The sequence below is a fragment of the Cryptosporangium minutisporangium genome, assembly GCF_039536245.1.
Taxonomy (GTDB): domain Bacteria; phylum Actinomycetota; class Actinomycetes; order Mycobacteriales; family Cryptosporangiaceae; genus Cryptosporangium; species Cryptosporangium minutisporangium.
On record NZ_BAAAYN010000035.1, the window covers coordinates 47,704 to 73,916 of the forward strand.

20 protein-coding genes are annotated in these 26,213 nt (G+C 70.0%); 2 read left to right on the plus strand and 18 right to left on the minus strand.

The window, feature by feature from the left end; all coding sequences use genetic code 11:
• Nucleotides 1-71: 71 nt before the first annotated feature.
• The 10 genes from ABEB28_RS25740 to ABEB28_RS25785 form a co-directional block, all read right to left on the minus strand.
• Nucleotides 72-983 carry an ABC transporter permease gene (locus ABEB28_RS25740; RefSeq protein WP_345730777.1) on the minus strand — a complete coding sequence of 304 codons (912 nt, stop codon included), beginning with the start codon at nt 981-983 and terminating at the stop codon, nt 72-74.
• Nucleotides 980-2,143 carry an ABC transporter permease gene (locus ABEB28_RS25745; protein ID WP_345730778.1) on the minus strand — a complete coding sequence of 388 codons (1,164 nt, stop codon included), beginning with the start codon at nt 2,141-2,143 and terminating at the stop codon, nt 980-982. The genes ABEB28_RS25740 and ABEB28_RS25745 overlap by 4 nt, the downstream gene beginning before the upstream one ends.
• On the minus strand, nt 2,140-3,849 hold the full coding sequence (locus ABEB28_RS25750; protein ID WP_345730779.1) for an ABC transporter ATP-binding protein: 1,710 nt from the start codon (nt 3,847-3,849) through the stop codon (nt 2,140-2,142). The genes ABEB28_RS25745 and ABEB28_RS25750 overlap by 4 nt, the downstream gene beginning before the upstream one ends.
• A gap of 2 nt (nt 3,850-3,851) precedes the next feature.
• Nucleotides 3,852-4,925, minus strand: coding sequence for a BMP family ABC transporter substrate-binding protein (locus ABEB28_RS25755; RefSeq protein ID WP_345730780.1), 1,074 nt, complete (start codon nt 4,923-4,925; stop codon nt 3,852-3,854).
• Nucleotides 4,926-4,994: 69 nt separating this feature from the next.
• Entirely contained in the window at nt 4,995-5,636 is a 642-nt protein-coding gene (locus tag ABEB28_RS25760; protein ID WP_345730781.1) for a flavin reductase family protein, read from the minus strand.
• The gene (locus ABEB28_RS25765) at nt 5,627-7,093 is read right to left on the minus strand and encodes an amidohydrolase family protein (protein ID WP_345730782.1); all 1,467 of its coding nucleotides are present in this window, start codon (nt 7,091-7,093) and stop codon (nt 5,627-5,629) included. The genes ABEB28_RS25760 and ABEB28_RS25765 overlap by 10 nt, the downstream gene beginning before the upstream one ends.
• Nucleotides 7,090-8,118, minus strand: a complete 1,029-nt coding sequence (locus ABEB28_RS25770; protein WP_345730783.1) for an alcohol dehydrogenase catalytic domain-containing protein — start codon at nt 8,116-8,118, stop codon at nt 7,090-7,092. Before ABEB28_RS25770 ends, ABEB28_RS25765 begins: the two co-directional genes overlap by 4 nt.
• A 337-nt stretch (nt 8,119-8,455) precedes the next feature.
• The gene (locus tag ABEB28_RS25775; RefSeq protein WP_345730784.1) at nt 8,456-9,547 is read right to left on the minus strand and encodes a BMP family ABC transporter substrate-binding protein; all 1,092 of its coding nucleotides are present in this window, start codon (nt 9,545-9,547) and stop codon (nt 8,456-8,458) included.
• 147 nt (nt 9,548-9,694) lie between these two features.
• Complete coding sequence (locus tag ABEB28_RS25780) at nt 9,695-10,924, minus strand: PucR family transcriptional regulator (protein ID WP_345730785.1); 1,230 nt, start codon at nt 10,922-10,924, stop codon at nt 9,695-9,697.
• Between the two features lie 172 nt (nt 10,925-11,096).
• A complete protein-coding gene (locus ABEB28_RS25785) occupies nt 11,097-12,203 on the minus strand; it encodes an acetamidase/formamidase family protein (RefSeq protein WP_345730786.1) in 1,107 nt (368 codons plus the stop codon).
• A 728-nt stretch (nt 12,204-12,931) separates the two neighbouring features.
• Between ABEB28_RS25785 and ABEB28_RS25790 the strand changes: the two genes are divergently transcribed.
• A complete protein-coding gene (locus ABEB28_RS25790; protein WP_345730787.1) occupies nt 12,932-13,816 on the plus strand; it encodes a helix-turn-helix domain-containing protein in 885 nt (294 codons plus the stop codon).
• A 178-nt stretch (nt 13,817-13,994) separates the two neighbouring features.
• Here the strand turns inward: ABEB28_RS25790 and ABEB28_RS25795 are convergent, their stop codons facing one another.
• The 6 genes from ABEB28_RS25795 to ABEB28_RS25820 all read right to left on the minus strand — a co-directional run bounded on the left by ABEB28_RS25795 (nt 13,995) and on the right by ABEB28_RS25820 (nt 20,949).
• The gene (locus ABEB28_RS25795; RefSeq protein WP_345730788.1) at nt 13,995-14,231 is read right to left on the minus strand and encodes a DUF397 domain-containing protein; all 237 of its coding nucleotides are present in this window, start codon (nt 14,229-14,231) and stop codon (nt 13,995-13,997) included.
• A gap of 739 nt (nt 14,232-14,970) precedes the next feature.
• On the minus strand, nt 14,971-15,585 hold the full coding sequence (locus ABEB28_RS25800) for a GTP-binding protein (RefSeq protein WP_345730789.1): 615 nt from the start codon (nt 15,583-15,585) through the stop codon (nt 14,971-14,973).
• Complete coding sequence (locus tag ABEB28_RS25805; protein WP_345730790.1) at nt 15,563-16,024, minus strand: DUF742 domain-containing protein; 462 nt, start codon at nt 16,022-16,024, stop codon at nt 15,563-15,565. Before ABEB28_RS25805 ends, ABEB28_RS25800 begins: the two co-directional genes overlap by 23 nt.
• Complete coding sequence (locus tag ABEB28_RS25810; protein WP_345730791.1) at nt 16,021-16,482, minus strand: roadblock/LC7 domain-containing protein; 462 nt, start codon at nt 16,480-16,482, stop codon at nt 16,021-16,023. Before ABEB28_RS25810 ends, ABEB28_RS25805 begins: the two co-directional genes overlap by 4 nt.
• Complete coding sequence (locus tag ABEB28_RS25815) at nt 16,479-19,793, minus strand: sensor histidine kinase (protein WP_345730792.1); 3,315 nt, start codon at nt 19,791-19,793, stop codon at nt 16,479-16,481. The genes ABEB28_RS25810 and ABEB28_RS25815 overlap by 4 nt, the downstream gene beginning before the upstream one ends.
• Complete coding sequence (locus ABEB28_RS25820) at nt 19,780-20,949, minus strand: hypothetical protein (RefSeq protein ID WP_345730793.1); 1,170 nt, start codon at nt 20,947-20,949, stop codon at nt 19,780-19,782. The genes ABEB28_RS25815 and ABEB28_RS25820 overlap by 14 nt, the downstream gene beginning before the upstream one ends.
• 757 nt (nt 20,950-21,706) lie before the next feature.
• On the opposite strand from ABEB28_RS25820, the gene ABEB28_RS25825 reads away from it, so the two are divergent.
• The gene (locus ABEB28_RS25825) at nt 21,707-22,171 is read left to right on the plus strand and encodes a hypothetical protein (RefSeq protein ID WP_345730794.1); all 465 of its coding nucleotides are present in this window, start codon (nt 21,707-21,709) and stop codon (nt 22,169-22,171) included.
• A 63-nt stretch (nt 22,172-22,234) separates the two neighbouring features.
• Here the strand turns inward: ABEB28_RS25825 and ABEB28_RS25830 are convergent, their stop codons facing one another.
• Nucleotides 22,235-23,635, minus strand: coding sequence for a DUF2252 domain-containing protein (locus ABEB28_RS25830; RefSeq protein WP_345730795.1), 1,401 nt, complete (start codon nt 23,633-23,635; stop codon nt 22,235-22,237).
• 139 nt (nt 23,636-23,774) lie between these two features.
• Nucleotides 23,775-26,006, minus strand: a complete 2,232-nt coding sequence (locus ABEB28_RS25835; protein WP_345730796.1) for a putative bifunctional diguanylate cyclase/phosphodiesterase — start codon at nt 26,004-26,006, stop codon at nt 23,775-23,777.
• Nucleotides 26,007-26,213: the final 207 nt, after the last annotated feature.

A 26,213-nucleotide genomic window follows, 5' to 3' on the forward strand; every position in this document is an offset into this window, starting at 1 on the left:
CCAATCCGAGCCGCGGTGCGGCCCCCCGCGGCCCCCAACCCCTCGTCGCGCGGCCCCCCGTGGCGCGCATCTCAGGTGATCCCGCGGACGAACGGCTTGCCGAGCGCGCGCGGCTCCCGGTTCTTGCTCGCGAACAGCATCATCGCGAGCAGCGCCATCAGGTACGGCGCCGCGACCAGCAGCTGCGAGTTCAGCTCGAATCCGAGTGCCGGCAGCGCCAGCCGCAGCGCGTCGGCGAACCCGAACACGAGGCACCCGATGAGCGTCCCCTTGAGGCGCCAGGCCCCGAAGATGACCGCCGCGATCACGATGAAGCCACGCCCGGCCGTCATGTTCATGTTGAACGACCCGACCTCCGCGGTGGCCAGGTAGGCCCCGCCGAGCCCGGACAGGACGCCGCAGTACAGCAGCGCCTGCCGCCGCAGCTTTTTCACCTTGAGCCCGGTGACGTCCGCGGCCTGCGGGTTGTCGGCGATCGCCCGCAGGTTCAGGCCCCAGCGGCTCCGCTCCACCAACCACCAGGTCAGCGGAACCAGCAGCAGGAGCAGGTACATCGGCCAGCGTTGCTCGAACAGCGGGCCGAGGATCGGGATCTCCCGCAACCCCGGAATGCTCAGCTGCGCGACCTGGTTGCTGTTGAACTCCGAGATCGCGATCAGGAAGCTGGTCAGGCCGAGGACGAGCGCGTTCAGCACCAGGCCCACGACGAACGTGTTGATCTGGATCCGGTGCGAGAGGTTGCCGTGGACCCAGCCGACGACCAGGCCGACGATCGCGCCGGCGATGAGCCCGGTGGTCGCGCTCCCGGTCGTGCTGGCCACCGCCACCGACCCGAACGCGCCGCCGAGCATCATGCCCTCGACCGAGATGTTCTGCGTGCCTGCGCGCTCGGCCAGGTACTCACCGCAGGCGGCGAACGCCAGCGGCGCGGTCAGCCGGAGCGAGCTGGCGACGATCGTGGTGATTTCGTCGGTCCCGATCACGCGGTCACCTTCTCCGGCTCGGTGGTGGCGGCCGGCACCGGCTCGGACGGCGGTGCCGCGGCCTCAGCCCGCCCGCGGGACCGCACCCGAGCCAGCACCGGCGGCACGACGAACGCGAGCACCAGAAGCGCCTGGACGATGTCCACCAGGTAGTTCGGCACACCGGTCGACGCCAGGAAGCTGGACCCGGAGCGCAGCGCACCGAACAGCAGGGCGACCGGGACCGCCGCGATCGGGCGGCTCCGCGCGATCAGCGCGACCAGCAGGCCGTCCCACCCGAAGTTGTTGGAGAGCGCGGGCTGGAGCCGGAACACCTGACCGGAGAGGATGACCGCGCCGGCCAGGCCGGCGAACGCCCCGGAGAGCGCCAGCGCGGACCCGCCCAGCCAAGACGCCCGGACGCCTGCGTGCCGTGCCGCCAGCGGGTTGAGGCCGAGCATGTTGAGCCGGAAGCCCCAGCGGCTACGGGCGAGCAGCACGCCGAGGACGATCGTCAATACGATCGAGACGATCAGCCCGCCGCCGATCTCCAGGGCCGGGTACTCGCCGAAGCCCGGGATCCGCACCTCCGGCGGCAGCTGCGCCGACTCCGAGGAGGCGATGCTGTCCGCGCTCGCCCGCGGCGCCTGCAGGAGCCACGGCACGGTGACCGCGAAGCTGACCAGCTGGATCGCGAGGAACGACATCAGCAGCGTGCTGACCACGATGTTGACGTTGCGGGTGTAGTTCATCACCGCGCTCGCGCCGGACCAGAGACCGCCGGCCAGGGCACCCGCCAGCAGGCTCAGGATCATGACCAGAAAGCCCGGCAGCGCGAGGTGCAGCGCTACGTACGCGGCGACACCGGCGCCGAGCAGCAGTTGGCCTTCCTGCCCGATGTTGAAGACGCCCGCCCGGTTGCTGATGCACGCGCCGAGCGCCACCAGCAGCAGCGGCGTGGCCGCCTTCAGCGTCTCGCTCCAGGCCGCGGTGTCGGCGATGCTGCCGGTGTAGAGCGCCTCGGCGGCGTCACCCGGAGAACCGCCGGTCGCGGCGACGAGGAACATCGACGCGAGCACGGCGACCGCGACGGCGGCGACCGTGATCAAGCTGACCTGCACGGCCCGATCGCTCGGCCGCATCAGCTCGGCGATGTTGGGGAGAGATCGTTTACCGGTCATGCCGCCTCGCCTCCGACCAGCATGCCGAGTCGCTCGGCGGTCGCCTCGTGGATGTCGAGCACGCCGTTCACCCGGCCGGACGAGATCACGGCGACCCGGGACGCGAGCGCCATCACCTCCTCCAGCTCGGTGGTGATCAGCAGCACGGCGACTCCGCGGGCGGCGGCGGCGCGCAGCCGCTCGTACATGTCTTCGATCGCGCCGACGTCGAGCCCGTGGGTGGGCTGCGCCGCGACGAGCACGCTGGGATCCGTGGACAGCTCGCGGGCCAGGACGACCCGCTGCTGGTTGCCGCCGGACAGGTTGCGCAGGGGCGTGTCCATGGACGGCGTCGAGATGTTGAACTGCTCGATCAGCCGGGCCGCCAGCTTCCGGGCCTCCCGGCGCCTGAGCAGGAAGCGGCCGCTCACGCGGCCGAGGTCGGTCATCACCAGGTTGTCGAGCACCGACATGTCCAGGACGACGCCCGAGCGGTGCCGGTCCTCCGGAACGACGCCGACGCCCGCCTTGTGCAGCGCGCCGACCTTGTTCAGCGGAACCGGGGCGCCGTTGACGCTGATCGTGCCGGACGCCGGTTCGAGCAGGCCGGACATCAGGTCGCCGAGCGTCGCCTGGCCGTTGCCCTCGACCCCGTACAGAGCCAGGATCTCGCCGGGAGCGACGGTGAGCGCGAACTTGTCGAGCAGCGTGCGACCGTCCGGGCCCTTGACCACGACGTCGTCGAGCGTCAGGGCGGGGTTGTCCGCCGGCTTCGCGGCAGCGCCGGGCTGGGCGTTCGCGCCGGGCTGGGCGTCCGAGTCGGGCTGGGCGTCCGAGTCGGACCCGCCCGCCTCTGCGGCGTCGTCGCTCGCAGCGGCACCGGCCGGCGAAGCGGCGTCGGCCTGCGTGTCGGCGGGCGTCGTGTCCTCGGCGATGAGGCCGAGCGCCGCACCCTCGGAGTGCAGGGACACCTCGCGGCCGACCATCTGCTTCGCGAGTTCCCGGGGGTTCGTGGTCGCGGTCCGGCAGCGGAACGCCACCGAACCCTTGCGCAGAACCGTCACCTGGTCGGTAGCCGCCATGATCTCGGCCAGCTTGTGGCTGATCAGGATGACCGCGCGGTTCTCCTTCGCGACGACGTCGCGGAGCACCTCGAACAGTTCCTGCGACTCGGCCATCGTGAGCACCGAGGTGGGCTCGTCGAGGATCAGGACCTCCGGGTCACGCCGGAGGCACTTGATGATCTCGACCCGTTGACGCTCACCCGCGGACAGGTCCTCGACCCGCGCGACCGGTGAGATCGGGAGGCCGTAGCGGGCCCCCACGTCCTTGATCTGGTCGCAGGCCTCGTCCCGCTTGATCCGCCCTGGCTCGCCCAGGATGACGTTCTCCCAGACCGTCAGCGGTTCGATCAGGCTGAAGTGTTGGTGCACCATGCCGAGGCCGAGGGTGACCGCGGCCTGCGGCGTCGGGATCTCCACTCGCTTGCCGTGGCGCAGGACGACACCCTCGTCCCGCTGTACCAGGCCGAGCAGCACCTTCATGAGCGTCGACTTGCCGGCGCCGTTCTCTCCCAGGAGGCCGTGGATCTCGCCGTCTCGGACGACGAGATCCACGGCGTCACAGGCGACGACCGGACCGAAGCACTTCGTCACGCCACGTAGCTCGAGCGCGGGCGCCTCGAGCGTGAACTCGGGCGGGACGCTCTTCGTCTGGTCGTCGGTCATGCTCAGGCCCCGAGCTTCGCGACCTGCGCGTCGACGTTGATCTTGCCGCTGCCGACGTCCTTGATGAACGTCTCCAGGGCCTTGTTCTGCTCGGCGGTGCCTCCGCAGATCTTCACGGTCGGAACCGTGTCCTTGCCGAGGTGCCACTCACGAGCGACGCCCATCTTCAGCTCGCCGTCGGCGAACTTCTGCAGGGCCGCGGCGAAGTACTCACCCGGGTCGAAGATCGAGGAGACCTGGAACTTCGGGCTCGTCGAGTCGCACCGGTCGGTGCCCGGCGTCGAGAGGATGAGGTTCTTGGTGTTGCCGAACTTCGCGACCTCGTCGGTCGCGCCACCCAGGTACGGGTACAGCGCCCCGACGCCCTGGCTGACCTGGGCCTGCGCGGCCTCCTTGGCCTTGCCGGAGTCGTTGAAGTCGCCGGTGTAGGTGGTGACCAGCGTCGCGTCCGGGACGACCTCGCGGATCCCGGCCTTGAACGCCTTCGCCGCCTGCACGGAGAAGTCGGCCTCCGGTCCGGTGACGTACCCTGCCTTCTTGATCTTCTTGTCCTTCATCAGCAGACCGTTGGCGTACCCGGTCGCGTAGATGACCTCGTTGATGAAGTCACGCGAGATCGTGATCTTCGGCGTCTGCTTGATGTCCGCCGACGACGGCACGTACCACGAGGACTTGGCGCAGACCGACTCCTCGGAAGCCGGGATGGCGTCCTTGAGCTCGGCCGCACCCAGGGCCACCAGGTCGACCTTCTGGCGGCACAGGTTCCTGGCCTGGTTGAGGGCGTCGGCCGGGTTGACCGAGCCGACCTTGATGACCTGCCAGTCCTTCGACTTGGCGAACTCCTCGGCCTTGGCCACGAAGCTCTCGTAGTAGCCGTTGTCGTTCAGGTCACCAGGGCTGAGCACACCGACGATGACCTTGCCGTCGCCGTTGACGTCGGGCCCGGCCGCGGAGCCCGCGGACGACGAGCTGGTGGTCTCGGCAGTGTCGTCGCTCGGGCTGGTACAGGCCGCGAGCGAGACTGCGACGCATGCCGCGGCGGCCGCGACACGTACCGCTCGAGTGTTCAGTCTCATTGAAGTCCTTCCGAGGAGCGTGGAGCCTTGCTGGTCGGTTCGGGGGATTGGACCGGCAGCGATGACGGATCAGACCGAATAAGCGATGCGTTCCTGTTCGAAGAGAGCCTCACCGGCGGCTGCGACGAACCAGGGGAAGCCCATCCGGCCGACCGGAGCGACCTTAGTGGGGTCGATCCGATCTGGACCGGCCAGGATGGCATCGTCCACCACGATGCAGACGACCTCGGCGAGAACGATATGGACGCCGGAGAAGCAGGATGTGGGGTCGCCGCGGTCGATAACGTCGACCACGCGGCATTCCATGTGGGCAGGGCTCACCACGAGCGACGGTGGGGCGACCACTTGCGACGGGACGGTCTCCCACCCGATCAGCTCGGCTTCGTTCACGCCGGCCGGAAACTCTTTGGCGGCGGTCTCGATGTGGTCGGCGAGCGCCGTGCTGGTGATATTGATGACGAACTCGCCGGTGCGCTGGACGTTGACCCAGGTGTCCTTGGGCTCCGACGTCGCCTCGCGGACCGTCCCGATCGTGACGGCGACCGTCGGGGGCTCGCCGCACACCGGCATGAAGTAACTGAACGGCGCGACGTTGAGGTTCCCGTCGACGTCGGTGGTCGTGATCATCGCGATCGGTCGCGGCACGACGAGCTGGGACAGCAGACCCTGCTTCTGTGCGGGCGTCCGGCCGGCCAGGTCGATCACGGGCATGCGCTACCTCCGGTCTGCCCGGCGGCACGGTGCTCGACAGTTACTCCGGGCGCGGCCGGCCCTCCCGGAGCGAGCTCGAGCTCGGCCGCGGCGATCCGCGGCCAGCGGCGGAACGGGGTGATCCCGGTCCGCCGGAGCAAGTGGTGCGAGTTCTCGGCGGCGCACTGGCGCAGGTCGTCGTAGTCGACGAGCTGCAACTGCTGGTCCCGGACGACGATCTCCCCGTCCACCAGAACGTCCCGCACGGTGTGGCTCGGCATGCCCCAGACGAGCTGGAGCGCCTCGTCGCCGCGGGGTGTCCAGACCGGATCGGTCGTGTCGAACACGACCAGGTCGGCGGCCTTGCCGATCTCGATCGAGCCGATCTCGTCGCCGAGGCCGATCGCGCGGGCGCCGTCGATCGTGGCGAGCGCGAGCGCCTCGTGCGCGTGCACCGGCTCGGCGTCACCGCGGTCGAGGGAGAGGCCGGTGAACAGCATCGCGGCCCGGAGGATGTCGGGGACGTCGCCCGCGTTGTGCGAGTCGCAGCCGAGCGCGACCCGGCCACCGCGGCGAATCAGCTCGACGTGCCGGGCGGCCCGGGTGAAGCCCTGCCCCAGCCGCAGGTAGGCACCCGGGCTGGACGCGACCGCGGTGTCGGTCTCCAGGATCGCGTCGACCTCGTCGTCGTCCAGCCAGACGGCGTGGCCGAGCAGCAGGCGGGGGCCGAGAACACCGAGCTTCTGCAGGTGGACGACGGGCCGGTTGCCGGAGCGCTGCGCATAGCCAGGGATGTCGTTCTGCCCAGGCGAGATGTGCCAGGTCATCCGGGTGTCGAGCCGCTCGGCGAGCGCGGCGGCGCCCTGGAACAGCGCGTCCGAGACGAGGTCGTGGCCGAGCAGCGTGATCCAGGCGCTGACCCGGTCGGTGGTGCCCAGCGCACGAACCAGCTCTTCCTGGCGGGCCAGCACCTCGTCGGCGGGGGCGGAGAACGGCAGCCCCTCGGCGTCCCAACCCCAGCCGTTCAGCCGAGCCCGGATGCCGGTCCTCTTCAGGCCCGCGGCCACCCGGAGCGGGTGCGCGACCGTACCCGGCTCGATCAGCGTCGTGACGCCCCGGCGCAGCGACTCGGCGGCGGTGAGCATCGCGGAGATCTCGTCGTCGCCGCCGGTGTGGGCGCTGTGCAGCGGCACGGCCCACTCGAAGATCGCCTGCTGGCTGTCGATGTCGTCCGGGATGCCGCTGCGGGTGAGCGGGTCGGCGGTGGTGTGCTGGTGGGCGTTGATCATGCCGGGCGTGACGACGCAGCCGGTGGCGTCCAGCTCGTCCGCACCCGGGTAGCGCAGGCGCATCTCCTCGGCGGTGCCGAGCGCCGCGATCCGGCCGCCGACGACCGCGATCGTGGCTCCGGTCAACACCTCGCGCCCAGGCGCCATCGTGACGACGTCGCCGCCCACCACCAACAGGCTGTCGCTCATGGCGCGACCAAGACCTTGCCGACCGTCGTCCGGTCGGTGAGCACGTCGAACGCCTGCGGCAGGGCCTCGAGCGGCAGCTCCGCGGCGATCGGAGCAGAGAGGTCGCCCGACCAGAACGTCTTCAGCGCCCGGTGGAAGTCGTCCGGGGTGTAGGCGCCGGACCCGAGCAGCGCGATCTCCCGGTGGTAGGCACCGGCGAGACCGAAGCTCACCTGATCGCCGCTGGTCTGCCCCATGAACACCAGCCGGCCGCGGACGCCGAGCGCGCCCAGCGACACCGGCCAGGTGGCGGGACCGACGTGGTCCAGGGCGATCTCTGCGCCCCGGCCGTCGGTGAGGTCACGGACGTAGGCGACCGGGTCGGCGTCGAGCGGCACGCAGTGCTCGACGCCGAGCGCGCGCACCGCGTCCAGCTTGGCCTCACTGCCGGCCACCGCAACGACCCGCGCGCCGGTCTCGAGAGCCAGTTGCACAGCCGCGACGCTGACCGCGGACGCGGCGGCCTGGATCAGGATCGTCTCGCCCGCGGTGAGCCGGCCGACCGGGAACAGCGCGTGGTAGGCGGTGGCCCAGGACGACGGCAACGCCGCGGCGGTGGTCAGCGCGGCCTCGTCGGGCACGGCGTGGACCTGGACGGCCTTCACCGCCACGTACTCGGCGAATCCGCCGGGGCGGTTCCCACCGGTCACCGTCACTCCGCCGCAGTAGCCGGAGTCGCCCACCTGGCAGTACGTGCAGTCGCCGCAGCCCAGCGTGGGATCGATGACCACCCGGGCTCCCACGGCCAGGTCAGGGACGTCCGCTCCGACCTCGACGACGGTGCCGGCGACGTCCATGCCGCCGATGTGCGGCAGCGTGAAGCCGGGTAGCAGCGCCGGTCCGCTGCGCTGCAGGAGGTCCATCCGGTTGACGGCGCACGCGGCGACCTGGATGAGTGCTTCGTCCGCCGCGATCGTGGGCCTCGGCACGTCCTGTGCCGCCACGACCTCGGGGCCGCCGAAGGCGGTCTGCACCATCGCCCGCATCGCGTCCCTCCCTGTCGTGTCCGTCCTGTGCCATCTCACATTGCGAGGCGGCGATTCACATTGCATAACAGCGATGTCCGGAACGATGCCTCCCGAACGAAGGCCGTGTCAACGAGTCAACGCCATCTCGCGGGCCGGTAACCCAGACTTTTCGAGCGGCGGGCTCTGAGCACGAACACCGCGCCGCAACGATGTGCTCAGGGCGCATTGCGCGAGCCGACGGCGCGAGTGACCATCCGTCGGCCCGCACACGGTTCTGTGCCGATACCCCGACACGCCGAGGACGCGGCGGGTCCGGCCGCTGAACTCCACCGGACCCACCGCGTCCCCCGCCCGATCAGCTCTCGAGGTCGATCGTGCCCAACCGTTCCACCTCACGGTCCGGGTTGATCGCGCCGCTACCGACGTCCGCGATGAACTGCGCGACCAGGGCGTTCTGGGCGTCGGTGGCGTTGCACAGACGCACGGTCGGGACCGTGTCCTTACCCAGGTGCCACTGGCGCTCCTGGCCCATCTTCAGCTCGCCCTGGGAGAAGTCCTCGAGCGCCGCCGCGAAGTACTCCCCCGGGTCGAAGATCACCGACACGTCGAACGTCGGAGCGACGGAGTCGCAGCGGTTGGTGCCCGGCGTCGAGAGCAGCACGTCGTGCTTGTTGCCGAGCTCGGCCACCGCGTCGGTCGCACCACCCAGGTACGGGTAGATGACCTTGAGGCCCTCGTTGATCTGCTTTTGCGCGGCCGCCGCGGCCGTCTTGCTGTCGTCGAAGGTCGCGAGGAAGGCAACGTCGAGGTCGGCGTTCGGGAGCACGCGCCGGATGCCCGCGATGTACGCCTTGGCCGCACCGACCGTGAACCCGTACTCCTTGGGGCCGGTGATGAAACCGGCCTTGTCGTAGCCCCTCGACTCCATCAGCAGGCCGTTCGCGTACCCGGCCGCGAGCAGACCCTCGTTGATGAAGTCCTTGGAGATCGCGATCTGCGGCTGCTGGGTGATGCCGTCGCCGGCCGGCACGTACCAGTACGCCTTGCCGCACGCCGGGTCCTTGGACGCCGGAATCGCGGCGGCGAGCTCGGCCGCGCCCATCGCGACCAGGTCGGGCTTGTCCTCGGCGCACGCCTTCTTCGCGGCCGCGAGCGCGTTGTCCGCCTTGATGTCGCCGTGCCGCTCGATCGTCCAGCCCTGCCGCGCCGCGAACGCCGCCGCCTTCGCGATGAAGCTCTCGTAGTACCCGTTGTCGTCGAGGTCGCCGGGGCTCAACACCGAGATGACGACCTTGCCGTCACCGTTGATGTCCGCGTTGCCGGAGCTGCCGGTCGCGGCGACCGACACGTCCGCGTACTCGATGCTGTCTTCCGAGCACGACGTGACGATGAGCGCGAGGCAGACCGCGGCCACCGCGATACGCACTGTTCGGGTGGACAGTCTCATTGGAGTCCTTCCGGGGGTTATTGCACGCCTTTGCTGATCGCTGCGAACGAGATCGAACTCGACGACGAGTCAGCCACCTCAGAGAGCACATTAATCACACGCGGAAATTGGCGGTTGGGGTCGCGGTAGACGATCACCTCGATGCGGTCACGGCGTCTTGCGCGCGCCGGGACGGTCGGACGCCCAGCCGCCCACCACCGGGTCGTGCTCGTCCAGCGCCAGCAACAATTCTTGGGCGGTCAGCGCGGCCTGGAGCAGCACGATCGCCTCCGGATCGAGCGGATCGACGCCGAGCAGCGCCTTGATCTGGCCGACCCGGTAGCCGACCGAATTCCGGTGCAGGTGCAGCGCGTCCGCGACCGCGGTCCGGCTACCGCTCGACGCCAGCCAGGCCCGCAGCGTCCGAACCAGGTCCTCGCGGGGCAGCAGTGGTCCGAGATGGCGTTCGACGAACTCGCGCAGGCGCTCCGGCGGCACGGTGACGAGGAGCTGGGCCAGCCCGAGCGACGCGTAGGGCAGCACCACCGCCTCACCCCGGCGCAGCAGCAGCGCGAGCAGTACCTCGGCCTCCCGGAACGAGTGCGCGGTGCGATCGGCTCCGGTGACCACCGGGCCGGACGCGGCCCGCACCACCCCCTCGCCGACGATGGCCTGCGCCCGCTCCCGCAGCCGGTCGAGCTCGTGGCCGTCCCCGCCCGGCACGACGGCCCAGGCTCGGCGTCCCTGGTGCAGAGCGGTGGCGCCGGCACGCGGCAGTGCGGTGGCCCAGGCGCGCAGATGCGGCCCGTCGTACTCGAAGACCGCGCCGGCGTGCGGGGCGTCCAGACGCATCCCGAACCGGGCCGCTGCCCGGGTCAGATCGTCCGGCGGGCGCAGGCTGCCGCAGCGCAGCTCGTCGACGAGGTCGGCGCCCGCGGCGGTACCGGCGTCCGCCGCCGCGTCCCGGCGGACCGCCTCGATCGCGAGCGCGGTGGTGGCCGCCAGGAGGTATGGGACGACAGCCGGCGGCACCGGCTCGGCGAGCAGCACGATGCCGAAGCGGCGGCGATCGGCGCGGACCGACGCGGCGCGGACCGGACGGCCGTCGGACATCGTCAGCGGTACCGGACGCTCGGCACCGAATACCTGGGCGACATCGGAGGCACGGACACTCGGCGGGTCACCGGCGGGCGCGGCAGAGCTCGCGAGCAGCTCGCCGTGGACGTCGAACAGCCAGGCGGTGTGGCCGGTGTGCGCGGCCAGCCGGCGCAGGATCGCGGCCCAGCCCTCGCCACCGAGCGTCAGCCGGTTCAGCTCGCGCTCGAACTCCTCCGGCGTGGCGGCCGGCGATACCGGGCCCGGCGGAGCCGAGCGGGGCGCGATCGGACGTGCCGTCATCGGAGCAGGGATTCCGTGCGCCCTGGCCTCGCCGTGCGGGTCCCGTCGGACCCGGCCGCCCTCCATGGCGGGAACCATACCTCCCGGTCACCGGGCCACTCCGGCACTGTAGTTACCGGCCCGTACCGTTGCTCACCGTGTCCACTCGCACACCCAAATCGGCTCTGGGCGCTCAGGCGCCGAAGTCCGCCTTCCGGATCAGGCAGTGCACACCCTTGACCGCGTCGACGACCTGACTGACCTCGAAGTCGCCCGCCGCGCTCAGGTAGGCCAGCGCGGTCGCCCGCGGCATGCCCTGGGTGAGCTCGAGGAACGAGACCGCCCGGCGGACGGCCTTCCGCATGGCCTCGTTCAGGTCGGGGTCCATGCCGACCGGGATCCAGTGCGTGTCGGTCTCGACGAACGGGGCGTTCACCAAGCCGACGGCGGCCCGCGCCTCGGCGTCTTTGAGGACGCTCAGCCGGAGCGTCGCGCGCAGCGGGGCCTCCAGCGCCGTCAGCGCCACCTCGCCGTCGCCCTGCGCGTAGTGCGGGTCGCCGGCGTAGAACAGCGCGCCGACCGTCTGCACCGGGAGGTAGAGCGACGAGCCGGCCTGCAGCTCGTTGACGTCCATGTTGCCGCCGTGGTCACCGGGCGGAACCGAGGGCACCGGCTCGTCGGTGTCGACCGCGACCCCCATCAGGCCGAGGAACGGCCGCAGCGGGAAGCGGACACGGCGCCCTTCCCCGAAGCGCAGGTTGCCGTAGAGCGCACCACCGGACTCGGTGACGTCGGTGAAGTGGATGTTGCTGCCGTAGCTCGCCGGGTCCAGGAGGTTGGCGTCCTCGCGGCGCAGCGATCCCTCCGGGAACTCGCCGGGCAGCGCGCCGTAGCCGTGCCGGTTGCTGATGAATCCGTAGGGGACGCGGATCGCGAGTTCGAGGACGTCGACCCGGAGTAAGTCGCCGGGCTCGGCGCCGGCGACCGCGATCGGTCCGGTGACCACGTGCGGACCGTCGTCGAAGTCGTGCGCGAGGTCGGACGCGGCGAACAGGCGGGAGTCCTCGAGGACGTCGTCGGCCTTCACCCCGAACCCGGCGAGGTAGGTGACCGGATCACGGCCCTGGTCCTCCAGGATGCCCTCGTGGCTGAGGGTGTCGATGGTGACGACCGCGCCGCTCTCGACGCTCAGCGCGGGCCTGCTGCTGCGGTTGGGCAGGAAGCCCCAGAGGGCGGTCTCCGGCGTCGTCTCGAGGTAGTGGTCGCCGGGGATGCGACCTTCGCGCGCCTGCAGCGTCACGCTCGGCTCCTTCATGCGGTGGGACAAGCGAAGTCGCCTACGACACTGCGGGAACCGTGTTTCCGCCAGAAGTCCGAGCTACGAAGCTCAGGTAACTCCGTATCGCCATGCGATATCACGTCTCACCAGCGCGCGTGCCGACCGCCGTCCAGATGCGACCGCGGAATTGTTACTACCGGCGGGTATGGCGAATCTCGCACCAAACCCACTCCCCGCCATTCCGCGCTGGTCAGAGCCGCAGCGTGACAACGGGCGGCGGATTACTCCGATCTGCAACGGCCCGCCCACTGGAGCAGGGTGCTTTCCCTCCACTACGATCCGTGCGCTGCATGTGGACGCAGAACGATGCCGAGGACGACGGAGCGGGAGGCGACGAGTGGACGCGACGTCCCGCGCGTCGGCCGATCCGTCGAGTGCCTCGCCCGGCCCTGACGGTTCGTGGCGGCTCGTCCGGGAAGCCCCCGACTTGCGCAGCGAAAACCTCGCCAACGTCCACGGCAAGGTGCGTCCATTGCACGCGCGCACGCCTCGGACGTGCCATCCTTCGTTCAGTCACCGCGCGGTCACCGTGGTCGAGCGGCGGAGTGCGGTGTGCCCGGGCACGTACGGACCGCTCCTCCGGTCGCTCGTCGGCTGTCCGTCATTAGTGACCAAGAATGAACAGGAGCAACAACGCCGGGGTAGTCACGCCCCGCACAGGCACGCTAGGCGGAGTAGGGGCGGATACGGTGATCACGGCTGAGCCCGGCGCTGGCCCCACCGTCCTGCGCATTCTGCTCGGTTCTCAGCTGCGGAGATTGCGCGAGGACCGCAACGTCACGCGCGAGGACGCCGGCTACGCGATCCGCGCCTCCGAGTCGAAGATCAGCCGGATGGAGCTCGGCCGCGTCGGCTTCAAGGAGCGCGACGTCTCCGACCTCCTGACCCTCTACGGCGTCACCGACGGCACCGAGCGCGACGCGCTGCTCTCGCTGGCGCGGGAGGCGAACCAGCCGGGCTGGTGGCACAAGTACAGCGACATCCTGCCCAACTGGTTCCAGGCCTACGTCGGCCTCGAGGCGGCGGCGTCGCTGATCCGAACCTACGAGGTCCAGTTCATCCCGGGCCTGCTCCAGACGGAGGACTACGCCCGCGCGGTCGTGTTGCTGGGCAACGGCAGCGCGCCCAAGGCCGAGGTCGACCGGCGCGTCCAGTTGCGGATGGAGCGGCAGAAGCTGCTCAACCGCGCCAACCCCCCGCGCTTCTGGGCCATCATCGACGAAGCCGTGCTCCGTCGGCCGATCGGCGGCCGCGAGATCATGCGGGAGCAGCTGGAGCACCTCGCGAAGCTGGCCGAGCGGCCGAACATCACGCTGCAGGTCATTCCGTTCGGGTACGGCGGTCACGCTGCGGCCGGTGGGGCGTTCTCACTGCTCCGCTTCCCCGACCAGACGCTGCCCGACATCGTCTACATCGAACAGCTGACCAGCGCGCTCTATCTGGAGAAGCGTGAGGACGTCGACACCTATCTGGAGTCGATGGAACGCCTCGCGGTCGAGGCGGATTCACCGGACCGCAGCCGCGAGCGTTTCCTGGAAGTTCGGCGGGATTTCGCGCCGCCGCCGCTTCGCTGAAGTTCGTCGGGCGGGCGGTCCCGGTTGCGGAGCGCGCCCGACCGCGCTCCGCACAGAGCTACTGCACTACTGAACTACTGACGACTTCCCGGCCCGGTCCGGGTCGCCATGACGTCGCCCCACTCGACGGTGCCATGGCGATGACGAGACTCGGAATCCTCTCTTGGCCAGGCGCCGGTCAACCGACGAAATGGTCGAAGTCCCCGCTACGTGCACCGGCGATGAGAGCTGCGATCTCGTCGCGGGTATAGATGAGGGCCGGTCCCTCGGGATGACGGGAGTTCCGAACAGCGAACTGCCCGTCGGGCAACCAGGCGATCTCCACGCAGTTGCCGTTCGGATTGCTGTGGCTACTCTTCAGCCACGCCACCTGGCCTAGCTGACCAGCCGGAATGCCGTTGTACGGGTGGTGCATGTTGCGCCTCTTCTCGGATCGCCGGCGGAACGTTCTCGGCCGCCGGTGCACGATCGGCGGTACGACGCCCCGTTCCGTCGGTCGGTGCCGCCCATCAAAATAGGCCATCTGCACGTGCAGACGCTCTTGCACATGCACGGCCTGATGCAGGAGGATAACGCACGTGCGCGACTGTGCTCGGTAGTCGAATCGTGACAGCTCGGGTGATGGGAGGTAGATCGTGTCCCCTGCTCCACAGCCGGTCCGGACCGAGTCCGCTCGCGGCTGCGCACACAGAGAGGCAGCGTGGAAGGTCGAGCTCTCGGCCCGGCTCTGCACTGATCGCGCGCACGCCGCTCGCTTACGCGGGTTGGCTGCCTGGCATCAGCGGCAGGCCGATTATTTCGACCAGCTTTTCGGCGGCGATGATTCCGGCGCTTCGCCGGCCACCGCTTAGTCCACTCGCCCCACAGCTCCGACGGCGTCCACTGTGCACGCCGTCGGTCGTGGCTGGTGCGGGTTGGAGGCGCCCGGACCCTCCAGCCCGTGCCGCCCCGCGGACCGTCCGCGCGTCGTCTCCCCGGCATGGCGACGCGCGGACTTCGGCGTTGACGGCCCCGGTCGTTGAGAGACACAGCAAAGGCCCCGCCATCGGCGGGGCCTTTGTCACATGCGTATTCAGGCGACCGCGAGGGTCGCCTGATACGCGCCGGACGTAGACGGACGGCGGCCCGAGCTTCACGCCCGGGCCGCTCCCCCGTCAGGTCGCGGCGACCTGCTCGCCGATCGCCTTGTGCAGCGCCCGATTGAGCAGGACGAGCAGGGTGTCCCGCACCGACCGGCGGTCGCGCGCGTCGAACGCGACGACCGGCACTTGGTCGTCGATCGCGAGCGCCCACCGGACCGCGGCGAGGTCCTGGGCGAGCAGACCGTCGAAGGCATTGACGCCGACGATGAACGGAATGCCGGTGTGCTCGAAGTAGTCGACCGCCGGGTAGCAGTCGTCCAGCCGCGAGCTGTCCACGACGACGAGCGCGCCGAGTGCTCCACGCGCGAGGTCGTCCCACATGAAGCCGAACCGAGCCTGACCGGGGGTACCGAACAGGTACAGCTTGACTCCGGCGTCGATCGCGACCGAACCGAAGTCCATCGCCACCGTCGTCGTGGTCTTGGTCGAATGCTGGCCAGGGATGTCGATCCCGACCGCCACCTCGGTCATTTCGGCCTCGGTGGTGAGCGGGGCGATGTCGGAGATCGCTCCGACCGTCGTCGTCTTCCCGACCCCGAAGCCACCGGCGATGACGATCTTTACCGGGAGTGGTGGCTTGGAGCCGGGTGCCGATGCGGTGCGGTCAGACGATGGCGCTGAGTCCACGGATCACTCGCAGGATGAGTTCGGGGGAGTTGGGAGAGCTCACGTCGTGGTTGTGGACGTCGAGGTAACCGGTGGCTCGCAAGTCACCGACCAGAATCTTGACCACGCCGAGGTGAAGCTTGAGTCGTGCCGAAATCTCGGCGACGGAGATGGGCTGGGCACAGAGGGTCACGATGGCTCGGAGTTCCGGCGAAAGCCGGGACGTCGGCACTCGTCCACCACGGGTTGCGGCCGTCACCTGAGTCTCCAGCCCGATCTCGGGATCGGCGGTGACTCGACCGGAGGTGAGGACGAACGGGCGCAGTTGTCCGGACGCCTCGGACCCGACGGTGCTGGCCTTGTTGCCGCTGTCCCCGGGGGTGGAGAACGACGGCGAGGCCTTCAGATACGGCCGGATGGAGGCCGGTTCCTCTGAGTCGGATCCGCCCAGGATCCTCATGACTGTACGGAATTCTTCAACTCGACGATGAGCTGCGGCGTCAGCACCGCTCCGGCGCGGCTCGCGAAGAGCGTCATCTCGTAGGCGACGGTGCCCAGGTTCGCCGAGCGGTCCGCGATGACGCCGAGCACCGAGCCTCGGCTGATCGCAGTCGCCAGCAGGTAACCGCCGGTCAGGTCCACGATGACCTTGTTCAGACCGCCCAGCGTGTAGGTGTCCGCCACCCCCGCCGCGAGACTCGTCATGCCCGAGATGACCGCAGCGAGCCGGTCGGCGTTCGCGTGGTCGGAGGTGGCGGACTTCGCCATCAGGAGACCGTCGGCCGACACCGCCACGGCTTCCACGACACCTGCGGTGCCGGTGCAGAACGAGTCCAGCAACCAGTTGAAGGTCTGTGCCTCGGCGCTGAGGCCGGCGGTCGCCAGGTCGCCGCCGTTGGGTCGGTAGGAGCTGTTCATCGTGGTGATCCTTCGTGCTGATGGCCGTCGACGACGACCCTGTTGAGAGCGCGGGACACGCCTGCTTCGATCTGCTCGATCAGCGCCCGGGCAGCGTCGGGGTCCGCCACCGGAGTCGCTGTGACCGAGGCGCCAGCTCGGCCGCTGGTGAAGCTCTTCAACGTCGCACCGGGTACCCGCCGCACCAGGCCGCCCGGGGTCCGCTGTCCCGGCTGCGGCTGCGGCTGCGGCGAAGCGGCCGGCGCCGGCCGGGAAGGCAGGACCGGCGGAGAGACCGGCGCCGCGGACGGCGCCTGCCGTGCGGCCGGTGCGGCCGCCGGCGTGTTCCAGGGTGACTGCTGCGGTGCCGTCGGTTCGTTCCACGGTGACGGCTGCGGTGCCGTCGGTTCGTTCCAGGGCGACGGCTGGGATGCCGACGACGCTGTCTCGTTCCACGGCGACTGCTGTGGTGCTGTCGGCTCGTTCCACGGCGACGTGGAGCGCTCCGTATGCGGGGGCGGCCCGCTGGGCCGTCCGCCAGTGCTGCCCGAGCCGCCATTGCTGCCCGAGCCACCGCCAGGCGTGGACAGCTGCGGGATCGCGCCGGTGTCCGCGGTCCGCTGCGCGTTCCGCACACCGGCCTCGAACTCCTCGATCAGCGCCCGTGCCGCCGCCGGATCGCCGGCGTCGCCCAGCGCCGTCGGCTCGGCCTGCTTGCTCCGCTTGCTGGCGATACCGGCCGGGAGCTGCGCTCCTGGCACGCGTCGCTGCAGGCGAGGCGCCGAATCACCGGGTCCGGCTGGACGGCCCGAAGATGGCGTCGCCACCGACGGGGCTGTCCGGACGCTCGGCGTCTGCGGTGCGGCCGGCTGGACCGGCTGCGGGATCGGCGCAGCCATCGGCGGAGCCGGCGCGACCGGGGCCGCAGCGACCGGTGGTGCCGCAGGCGGCGTCGCGGCGGGCGGCAGCGACCGGAACGCGGCCGGGGCCGCGGGCTCGGACGGCGGCTGACCGACGGGCGAGTCCCACCAGGAGACGTCGGCACCGCCCGGAGCGGACTGCCCCGGCGCCGACTCACTGCGGTAGAGCGCGCTGCTCGCCACGACCGGCTCGGCCTCTACCGACTCGCGCTGAGCCGGAACCTGGGCCCCGGAGCCCGAGAACGCGTTCCAGGGTCCGGCCGAGATCGCGCGCGTCGCCCGCTCGAGCGCCACGTTGTCGAAGATCGCGGTCGAAGCCACGACCGGCAGCCTCGTGGACACCGGCTCGTGCGCGGGCTCCCGGTACGGCTCGTGGTACGACGGCTCGTGCATCGGGGCCGCGGCGGGGTTGGGTGCGACCTGCTCCCGTGCCGGAGACGCCCCCGCAGGCGACATGGCGGTATTCGGAACCCGCAACACGTCGGGCTGCTGCATCGTCGGCCCGGCGGGAAGCGCGGGCCGCGGGTCCTCCACCGCCGCGATGCCCTGGTACACCGACGGAACCAGGTGCTGCTCGTTCATCGCCAGCACCGCGGTGACACCGCCGCCGGGCGTCGGCACCAGCGCGACGCCGATCCCGTGACGACGTGCCAGACGACCGGTCACGAACAGACCGAGCACCTCGGTCGGAGCGAGGTCGAGGCGCTCACGGCGGGCGAGCCGCGCGTTCTCTTCCGCGAGCCGCTCCGCCGACATACCGATGCCCTGGTCGACGATCAGCACCTGGGCACCGGCCCCGGTCGCCTCGGCACTCACCGTCACCCGCGTGTGCGGAGGCGAGTACGCCGCCGCGTTCTCCATCAGCTCGGCGAAGATCAGCGTGAGGTCGGAGACCACCGACGGCTGCACGACGATGTCCTCGGGCACGTCGATGTCGACCCGGGTGTAGTCCTCGATCTCACCCAGCGCCAGCCGGGCGAGGTCGGCGAGTGCCAGCGGGCTACCGCCACCCTGCTCGGTTGCGATCGAGCCGGAGAGAACGACCAGGGATCCCGCGTTCCGGTTGAGGCGGCTGGAGAGGTGGTCCAGCTGGTACAGGCTGCTCAGCCGGTCGGAGTTCGTCTCCTGACGCTCCAGCCGGTCGATCATCGAGAGCTGACGACCGATCAGGTTCTGCGTACGACGTCCGATGTGGCCGAACATCGTCGCGACGTTGCGCCGGCTGATGATCTGACGTTCGACCAGTCGGGCCGCGGTGTCCTGCACCTGCTCGAACGCTCGGGCCAGCTCGCCGATCTCGTCGCGACCGGTCGTGTCGACCGTGTCGAGGCGGACCGGCTCGAAGACCTCGGACTCGTCGTCGGCGACCCGGGTGAGCTCGCTCTCGACTGCGGTGGCGATGCGGTTCGCCGACGATGCCAGGGCGACCAGCGGCTGCGAGACCCGACGTCCGACGAGGACGGTGAGGGCCGCCACGAACAGCAGGATCAGCACGAGGCCGAGACCGATACCGGCCGCGGTCGCGGCTGCGTTCCGCCTCTGGTCGTTCGCGGCCGCGGTGATGTCCGCCACCAGCTTGGTCTCGAGGTACTGCGTCTGGCCGAGGAACGACTGGAACCGCGGGAAGTAGGTCCCGAGCGGCAGGCTCTGGACGGTGTTCAGGCTCACCTGGTTACCCAGGGAGGCCAGCTGCGGAGACGTTCGCGCGGCGTTCGCCTCCACGAGCAACTGGTACAGCGCGTCCTGGCTGGAGTTCGCGTACCGGAAGTACTGGAGGCCCAGTTCTTGCGAGATACCCAACCCGTTGACGTACTGGCTCAGCAGCGTGTCGTTGGGCGTGGCCAGGAGCAGGGTGAGCGTCGCGAGGTTCAGCGAGTTCGCTTCCCCCAGGTGCAGGGCGGCGTCCATGGCCAGGATCTGTCGGCCGATCGACGTCGTCGCGTCCGCGGTGCGGTGCAGCTGGAGGCCGTCGATCAAGCCGTTGATCAGGTCGGTCAGCTGCTCGGCGACGACGGTCTGCGGGAAGTTGCGCGCCAGCGACTCGGTCCGTAGGTCCTTCAGCTCGTCGAGCTTCTTCACTGCGGCTTTCAGCGTCGGCGGCGACTCCTCGTCGATCCGATCCTGAACCACCGCGAGCCGGTCGTCGACGATCGCTTCCTGCTGGAGCACCTCGGACCTGCTGGCGAACTCACCGGCGAGGAAGCCGATCGTCAGCAACCGCTCTGCCTGGAGTTCCCGGACGAGGGTCGCGACGTCACCGGCGATGCCGATGTCGCGGGAGATGTCGTTGGCCTTGTCCGCGGACGAGACTCGGCCGACGATGACCGACACCGCGAGCAGCGACACGGCCAGCAGCGGGATGATCGCCAGGAGGACCAGCTTTCCGCTGATCCGGAGCCTATCGAGGAACACCGACCCGCTCCCGCCTCGCGTCGCGTCCAGCGTCCCGGTACGGGTCGGCACCCATCGAGTGGCTGCCACCCGGCGGCTGCGAGCCGCCCGGGTAGCCCGAGTAGTCGAGGTTGCCGTGCTCGTACGCCGGGGGCGCCTCGACCGTCTCGGACCGCGAACGGCGAGCCGAGACGAGGAGGAAGAGGAGGCTCGCCACCGTGGCGAGTATCGCGATCGCCAGCAGCGCGATCGCCATGACGCGCCCGGTGTCCGCACTGCCTTTCCGGTCGTCGATCTGTGAGCTGAGCTCGTCGAGGAGCAGCGGGTCCAGCTCGACTGCGGCCTTCTGCGCGGCGGCCCGCTGCTTGGCCACGTCCGCGACCCGCGGGATCGTCGAGAGGCCGACCTCGCCCGGCGGGGCGAGCGCCTCGATACCCCGCTGGAACTCGTCCAGGCTCTGGAGCAGGGTGGTGCTGAACGTGCCGCTACCGGAGTTGTCCACCGCGGCGGCCATGTCCGACGCTACGTCCCCGCCGGCCTCGGAGGCGACCTGCCGACTCACCGCGAGCTCGGTGAAGGCGGCGCTGATCTGGGCTGCCTGCGAGTTGTAGGTCTCCTGCGGTGCGTTCCGGTCGGGCGGGGTCAGCGCGCTGGTGATGACCACCTGGTCCTGGTACCGGCCCGACCAGACGATCGCCGCAGGGATCTCTTCGAGCGCCGCGTCCTGCAGGTAGCTGATGACGCCGTCGCCGTCGTTCCGCAGACCGGAGGCCTGAGCCACCTGCTGGTAGAGCGCGAGGAGGAGGTCGGTGGCCTCGCCGAAGTTCTTGAACGCGCCGAGCCCTTCGCCGCCCTGCTCCGGCAGGGTCTCGATCCGCGCCCGGAGCCCCGACCAGCGGTTGGAGGTCCCGAAGTCCGAGCCGAACTTCTCGTCGACCGCGGCGACCGCATCGAGTGGCTCTTTGAAACTGTCCTTGGCGACCGGGTTGCCCTGTACCGCGGTCGACTGGGCGTCCACCAGGACCGGCAGCAGTTTGTTCAGGGCCGCGACGTACTCCACGCCGCCCTGTTCGCGTCCGTGCAGATCACTGTCGTCAGAGCGCGGTCCCCACACCAGCGCGAACATCGCTATTACGGCGATAACCGTAATGATCTGCAGCGCTAGGGGCGCAAACACCCGCAATGGGGCGGACCGTAACCGGGATCCGGACCCGGGAGAAGTCATCGCTCTTCCTTCACCAACATCGCCTGCATGTGGACCCTGCGACCAGTCTCGGCACCGGTCGCCTCCGCACGAGCCAGAAAACCAGCGCCATACGAAGCTAGTTCTTCGATAAACCCGATGGCAAGATGCACACCGTTAACCACAAGAATCACAGGGCGATCTGCACCGTCCGCAAATAAATGGTGGCGTGTTTTGGCGTGTTTGCCCGAATCTGGAGCGCCATAACTTACCAATAAGTAATGTCGATTAATGCGTTGGGTCGATGCTTCCGGAGCGTATTTCGGCCCTCACTCAACGCAACCAAGAACAGTGCGAACTGCGTACTTGTTGTTGAACACCCGGTAGAACTCTCGCCGCTGCGCACTTTCGGAAACAACTCCAGTGAGTTACCGGCGGCGAACATCGAGCCCGCCACCTGCCGAAATCTCGACTTAACCCAATAGCCATAGAGCGACGTACTCACGTCGAGCGCCATCCCGGTCGGGTTATATGCCAGCCGGGGCCACCGCGGCCGAGCAGACCCTACCGGAATGAGCAGCTGCACGTGCACGGACCCCCGGAACGCGCGTAAGACCGCCCGATATCGACACTCCATAAGAGACCTGCGCCGCGCCGCCGACACTCAACACCTCTGAGCTGTTTGCCCTATTTCGTCCATTCTGGTTGAGTTCGCAGGGCCCAACACGCGGGACTCATAGGGAGGTAGGGCATGCGAGACAGCAGCAAGCGCATCATGACGGCGATCGCCGGTGTGGCGCTGGCCGGCGGCGCGGTGCTGGCGTCCGCACCGGCGGCCAAGGCCGCCACTGTCGGCAGCACGGCGACGACGGTCAACGCGGGCGCTCCGGGCGCCGCCGTCACCAGCTGGGACGACGACCGGGGCCGAGACGGCCGCTGGGGCGAGCGCCGTCACTGGGGCAAGCGCCACCACTGGGGCAAGCGTCACCACTGGGGCAAGCGCCACCACTGGGGCAAGCGCCACCACTGGGGCAAGCGCCACTGGGAAGGACGTCACTGGGAAGGACGCCGCGGCCACCACCACTGGCGGACCCACGGACGCTTCCACAGCTACCACGAGGCGTGGAGCGTCGGTTCGCGTTACCGCGGCTCGCGGTGGTCGTCCTTCGACTGCGACCGCATCGGCGGAGCCTGGGTGCTGCGCGTCTACGGCTGACCGTTCCGGTCGAGCGTCGACATGGTCGGCGGGTGCCCTTTCCGGGGCGCCCGCCGATCGCTGTTACGCGCGGAGCGGTGCGCTCGCCGGCCGCGCGACGGACCGCGTACGCCGCGGCGCGGGCATCGTGCCGTCCTGCACCGCTTCGACGAGCAACGCGTGGTCTGCCTCGGTGCGGTCGGCGTAGCGCTGACCGAACTTCACCATCGAACGGTCGAAGCGGTCGCCCTGACCGATGTACCCGGCGATCGCCGCCGGGTCGCCGCTGCGGGCGTGTGCTCTGGCGAGCACCCGGCCGCAGAGCCGCGCGTAGGTCGCCAGTCCGGACGCGTTGAACGTGGACGTGTCGAACGATCCCTTGGCGTCCCACAGCTGCCGGACGTAGTAGTCGTGACCGGCGGCGGGATCGCGGAACCAGCCGAGCAGGACGTCCGGCGCGGCTTGAATCAGCCGCTGTCCCTCGACGACCCGCTGGCCGGCGTTCCGATAAGGACTCGGGGTCAGGTGCCATTCGAGCACCGACGGCCCGGCTTCCTTGATCTGCAGCAGCAGGGGGTCGTTCGGGGAGGCCGCGAGCAGCACCACCCAGCAGCGGCTTCCGACACTGCCGACACCCACCACCTTGCGTGCGAAGTCGACGAACGAGTACCGGTCGAGCAACACCCGGCGGTCGGCGGGCAACGTCTGCCGGTACTCACGGATGCACCGGCGTACGAGCTCCTCGTCCATGCCGCCGTCGGCGCTGTCCGAGACGTGGGTGAGCAACGGCGGGTCCTCGCGGAGGCGCCAGCCACCATCGACCCGTTCGGTCAGTTTGGCCGCGGCGCTCAGATGGTCCCGGCTGCGGGCCTTCTCCACCGCCTGGAGGGTCGGCACGCTGGCCCGACCCCGATTCAGCAGCGGCACCAGGTCGTCGACTTCGATCCGGTCGTACCAAACCTCCAGTGCCCGCTGGGTCGCGTACTCGCTCATCGCCTCCCGATAGCCGGCCGCCGCTCTGGAGGCGGCCGCCGCTGCCTCACCGTTCTTGAAGCGATTCGCCCTGGCGGCGAGGATCACACTGCTGACCAGCCGCTTCAGGTCCCATTCGAACGGTGCTTCGAGCGTCTCGTCGAAATCGTTCAGGTCGAAAACCAGGCGACGGTCGGGCGTTCCCAACATCCCGAAGTTCTGCAGGTGCGCATTTCCACCGGCCTGGACGAACAGGCCGCTATGGGGAAGCAGCGCTAAATCGTGCGCCATCACCGTGGCGGCGCCTCGGAAAAAGCTGAATGGCGACGCGATCATCCGCTCGTATCGCAGCGGCAACAGTTCCGCGAGACGGTGCTCGTCCGCGGCGGCGAGAAGCGTCAACGGATTGCGGCCGTCGTCGCCGAGCTCGGCCTGTGCGGACCGGGACACCCTGGTCCGCGCAGTGCGGCCGAGTTCGTAACCGACCGGAGACACGACGGTCAATCCGCCCATCGTGCTCCCCCTCCCAGAAACTCAAGTCCCGGACACCGGAGGTTCTGTCGGCAACACCCTGTCCGGGCTGCACCGCCCGCCGCTGCCTATGCCTGCAACGTTAACGGAGGTTGGCCCGCGGGGAAACGTGAGGCGCTCGTCACCTCGCCGCGATGGCGGGCGAATCCGGTAGGTATCGGATGAACTCCTCCGGCCCGAGAGCAGGTGCGAAGTACCAACCCTGGCCGGTGTCGCAGCCCAGCTCCCGCAGCCGGTCCCGCTGCTCGACGCTCTCGATGCCCTCGGCGACGACCTGCAACCCGAGCGCGTGCGAGAGCCCGACCAGCGATTCGATGATCTGGTCGTCGACCGCCGAACGATCGGTCCCCGCCAGCCGCTGCACCAGGCTGCCGGACAGTTTGAGCACGTCGACCGGCAGCTCGCGCAGCAGGCTGAGCTGCGACCATCCCGCGCTGACGTCGTCCACCGCCAGCCGGACTCCCAGGGCCGCGAGGCGCTCGAGTGGTGCGGTGTTCAGCGTCGTCACGGTGCCGGCCGCCAGCTCCAGTTGCAGCCGCCCCGCCGGGAGGCCGGTCTCCTCCAGCACCCGGACGACGTCGTCCACCAGGCCGGGGTCGCGGAACTGCCGCACGGCCAGGTTCACGCTGACGTACGGGCCCCAGCTCGCGGGCTGACGTCCGCTTCCCGGCCACCGCGCGGCCTGCCGGCACGCCAGCTGGAGCACCCGCCTGCCGATCGGCACGATCGCGCCGGTCTCCTCGGCGAGCCCGACGAACCGCTTCGGCGAGAGCAGCCCGAGCTCCCGGTGACGCCAGCGGACCAGTGCCTCCGCGCCCCGGACGGTGCCGTCGGTGAGCCCCACCAACGGCTGGAATTCGACGACGAACTCGTCCCGTTCCAGGGCGGCCGGCATCGCGGTGGAGAGCCAGTAGCGGGCGACCTGCTGCTCGTTGCGGTGCGGTTCGTAGACCGCCCAGCGTCCGGGCCCCTCGGTCTTCGCGCGGTACATCGTCAGCTCGGCCGCCCGGATCAGGTCGGCTGCGTCCGCGTCGGCCGTCGCGTGCTCGACCACCCCGATGCTCGCGGAGAGCGTGAGACTGCTGTCCGCCAGCGGGAACGGCACGGCGAACGAACGGACGACCTCGGCCGCGAGCCGCTCGACGTCGGCCACGCCCGCGGTGTCGGCCAGCAGGATGCCGTACTCGTCACTGCCCAAGCGGGCGACCAGCGCGTCCCCGGCGAGCGTGCGCAGCCGGTCCGCGACGGCCACCAGCAGCTCGTCGCCGACCGGGTGCCCGAGGCTGTCGTTGAAGACCTTGAAGCCGTCGAGGTCGAGGAAGCACAGCCCGACCCGCTGCACGGTGCCTCGCTCCCGCAGCATCCCGGTCAGCCGCTCGACGAACGCGACTCGGTTGGCCAGGCCGGTGAGCTGGTCGTGCGAAGCCTGGAACTCCCACGCCAGCCGCAGCGCGCGCTGCTCGGTGACGTCCTCCACCAGCGCGGTGTGCCAGCGCGGGATGCCCGCCTCGTCGGCGACCAGCGTCAGCCGGATCGACAACCAGGTCTCCGCGCCACCGGGCCGGGCCAGCCGACGTTCCACGTGGACGCGCGGCACCTCACCGGCGAGCAAGCGGATGTAGGCGTCCTCCAGACCGGCGCGGTGTTCCGGAACCAGGAACTCGCCGAGGTGCCGACCGGTCAGCGCGCTCACCGGAAGTCCGAGCAGGTTCGCCAGCACGTCGTTCGCCTCGGTGATGTGCCCGTCCGGCGTCCCCAGCGCGATGCCGACCGGAGGACCGCCGAACACGGCCCGGAACCGGGCTTCGCTCGCACGCAGCGCGCGGTGCGCGTCGGATTGGGTCGCCAGCGCGGTGCGGCGCAGTGCCTCGCGCTCCTCGGCGGCCCGGTCGCGTGTCCCGGTGGCGAAGCCGGTGGCGAACTCGGCTTGGATCGCGGCGAGCCGGGCACCGGCGTCGGCGGGCGCCTCCGCGCGCTGGGCCGGCGCATCCGCGGGCGCGGGCGGAGCTGCGCTCGCGGTCGATCCGGCGGGGCCCACCGGCTCCGCCGCCAGCACCGCGGGGAACTCGGTGGCGAGCAGCCGAAGGCTCTCCCCCAACACCCTCGGGTCGGTCAGTCCGAGGCTCACCAGCGCCGCGCCGACGTTCGCCGCCTGGCGCGCGTCGAACGGTTCGCTCCGCGCGGCGTCCACCAGCCGGTCGACGGCGCCGAGCAGCCGAAACTCCGTCTCGTCCGCGGCCAGCGAGGTAGCACCCGCGCGCCGCAGAGCCCCGGCCCAGGCCGCGGCGAACTGCCGTCGAGGGTCGCTCCCCGAACCCCGCCCCGGGTCCACGGTGACGTCGACGGCGGTCACGAGGGCGAAGACCCCGCCGCGTGCAAGGAACCCGCGGGCCCGGAACTCGAGTTACCAGGAAGGGCCACGGCGCTCAGCCGTAACTTCATGCCAGCGAGAGTAGCGAAGCGCCACCAGGCATACGCGCGGAGTCGCCACATCGACCCACGACTGTCACAGCCGCTTCACGATCGCTTCGCGGGCACGGCGCCGCCGGCACGACGTCGC

Excerpts from the sequence above, each read along its gene's own strand:
- ABEB28_RS25745 (WP_345730778.1), bottom strand. The coding sequence starts at position 2,143 with ATGACCGGTAAACGATCTCTCCCCAACATCGCCGAGCTGATGCGGCCG.
- ABEB28_RS25750 (WP_345730779.1), bottom strand. The coding sequence starts at position 3,849 with ATGACCGACGACCAGACGAAGAGCGTCCCGCCCGAGTTCACGCTCGAG.
- ABEB28_RS25755 (WP_345730780.1), bottom strand. The coding sequence starts at position 4,925 with ATGAGACTGAACACTCGAGCGGTACGTGTCGCGGCCGCCGCGGCATGC.
- ABEB28_RS25760 (WP_345730781.1), bottom strand. The coding sequence starts at position 5,636 with ATGCCCGTGATCGACCTGGCCGGCCGGACGCCCGCACAGAAGCAGGGT.
- ABEB28_RS25765 (WP_345730782.1), bottom strand. The coding sequence starts at position 7,093 with ATGAGCGACAGCCTGTTGGTGGTGGGCGGCGACGTCGTCACGATGGCG.
- ABEB28_RS25770 (WP_345730783.1), bottom strand. The coding sequence starts at position 8,118 with ATGCGGGCGATGGTGCAGACCGCCTTCGGCGGCCCCGAGGTCGTGGCG.
- ABEB28_RS25775 (WP_345730784.1), bottom strand. The coding sequence starts at position 9,547 with ATGAGACTGTCCACCCGAACAGTGCGTATCGCGGTGGCCGCGGTCTGC.
- ABEB28_RS25780 (WP_345730785.1), bottom strand. The coding sequence starts at position 10,924 with ATGACGGCACGTCCGATCGCGCCCCGCTCGGCTCCGCCGGGCCCGGTA.
- ABEB28_RS25795 (WP_345730788.1), bottom strand. The coding sequence starts at position 14,231 with ATGCACCACCCGTACAACGGCATTCCGGCTGGTCAGCTAGGCCAGGTG.
- ABEB28_RS25805 (WP_345730790.1), bottom strand. The coding sequence starts at position 16,024 with ATGAGGATCCTGGGCGGATCCGACTCAGAGGAACCGGCCTCCATCCGG.
- ABEB28_RS25810 (WP_345730791.1), bottom strand. The coding sequence starts at position 16,482 with ATGAACAGCTCCTACCGACCCAACGGCGGCGACCTGGCGACCGCCGGC.
- ABEB28_RS25825 (WP_345730794.1), top strand. The coding sequence starts at position 21,707 with ATGCGAGACAGCAGCAAGCGCATCATGACGGCGATCGCCGGTGTGGCG.
- ABEB28_RS25830 (WP_345730795.1), bottom strand. The coding sequence starts at position 23,635 with ATGGGCGGATTGACCGTCGTGTCTCCGGTCGGTTACGAACTCGGCCGC.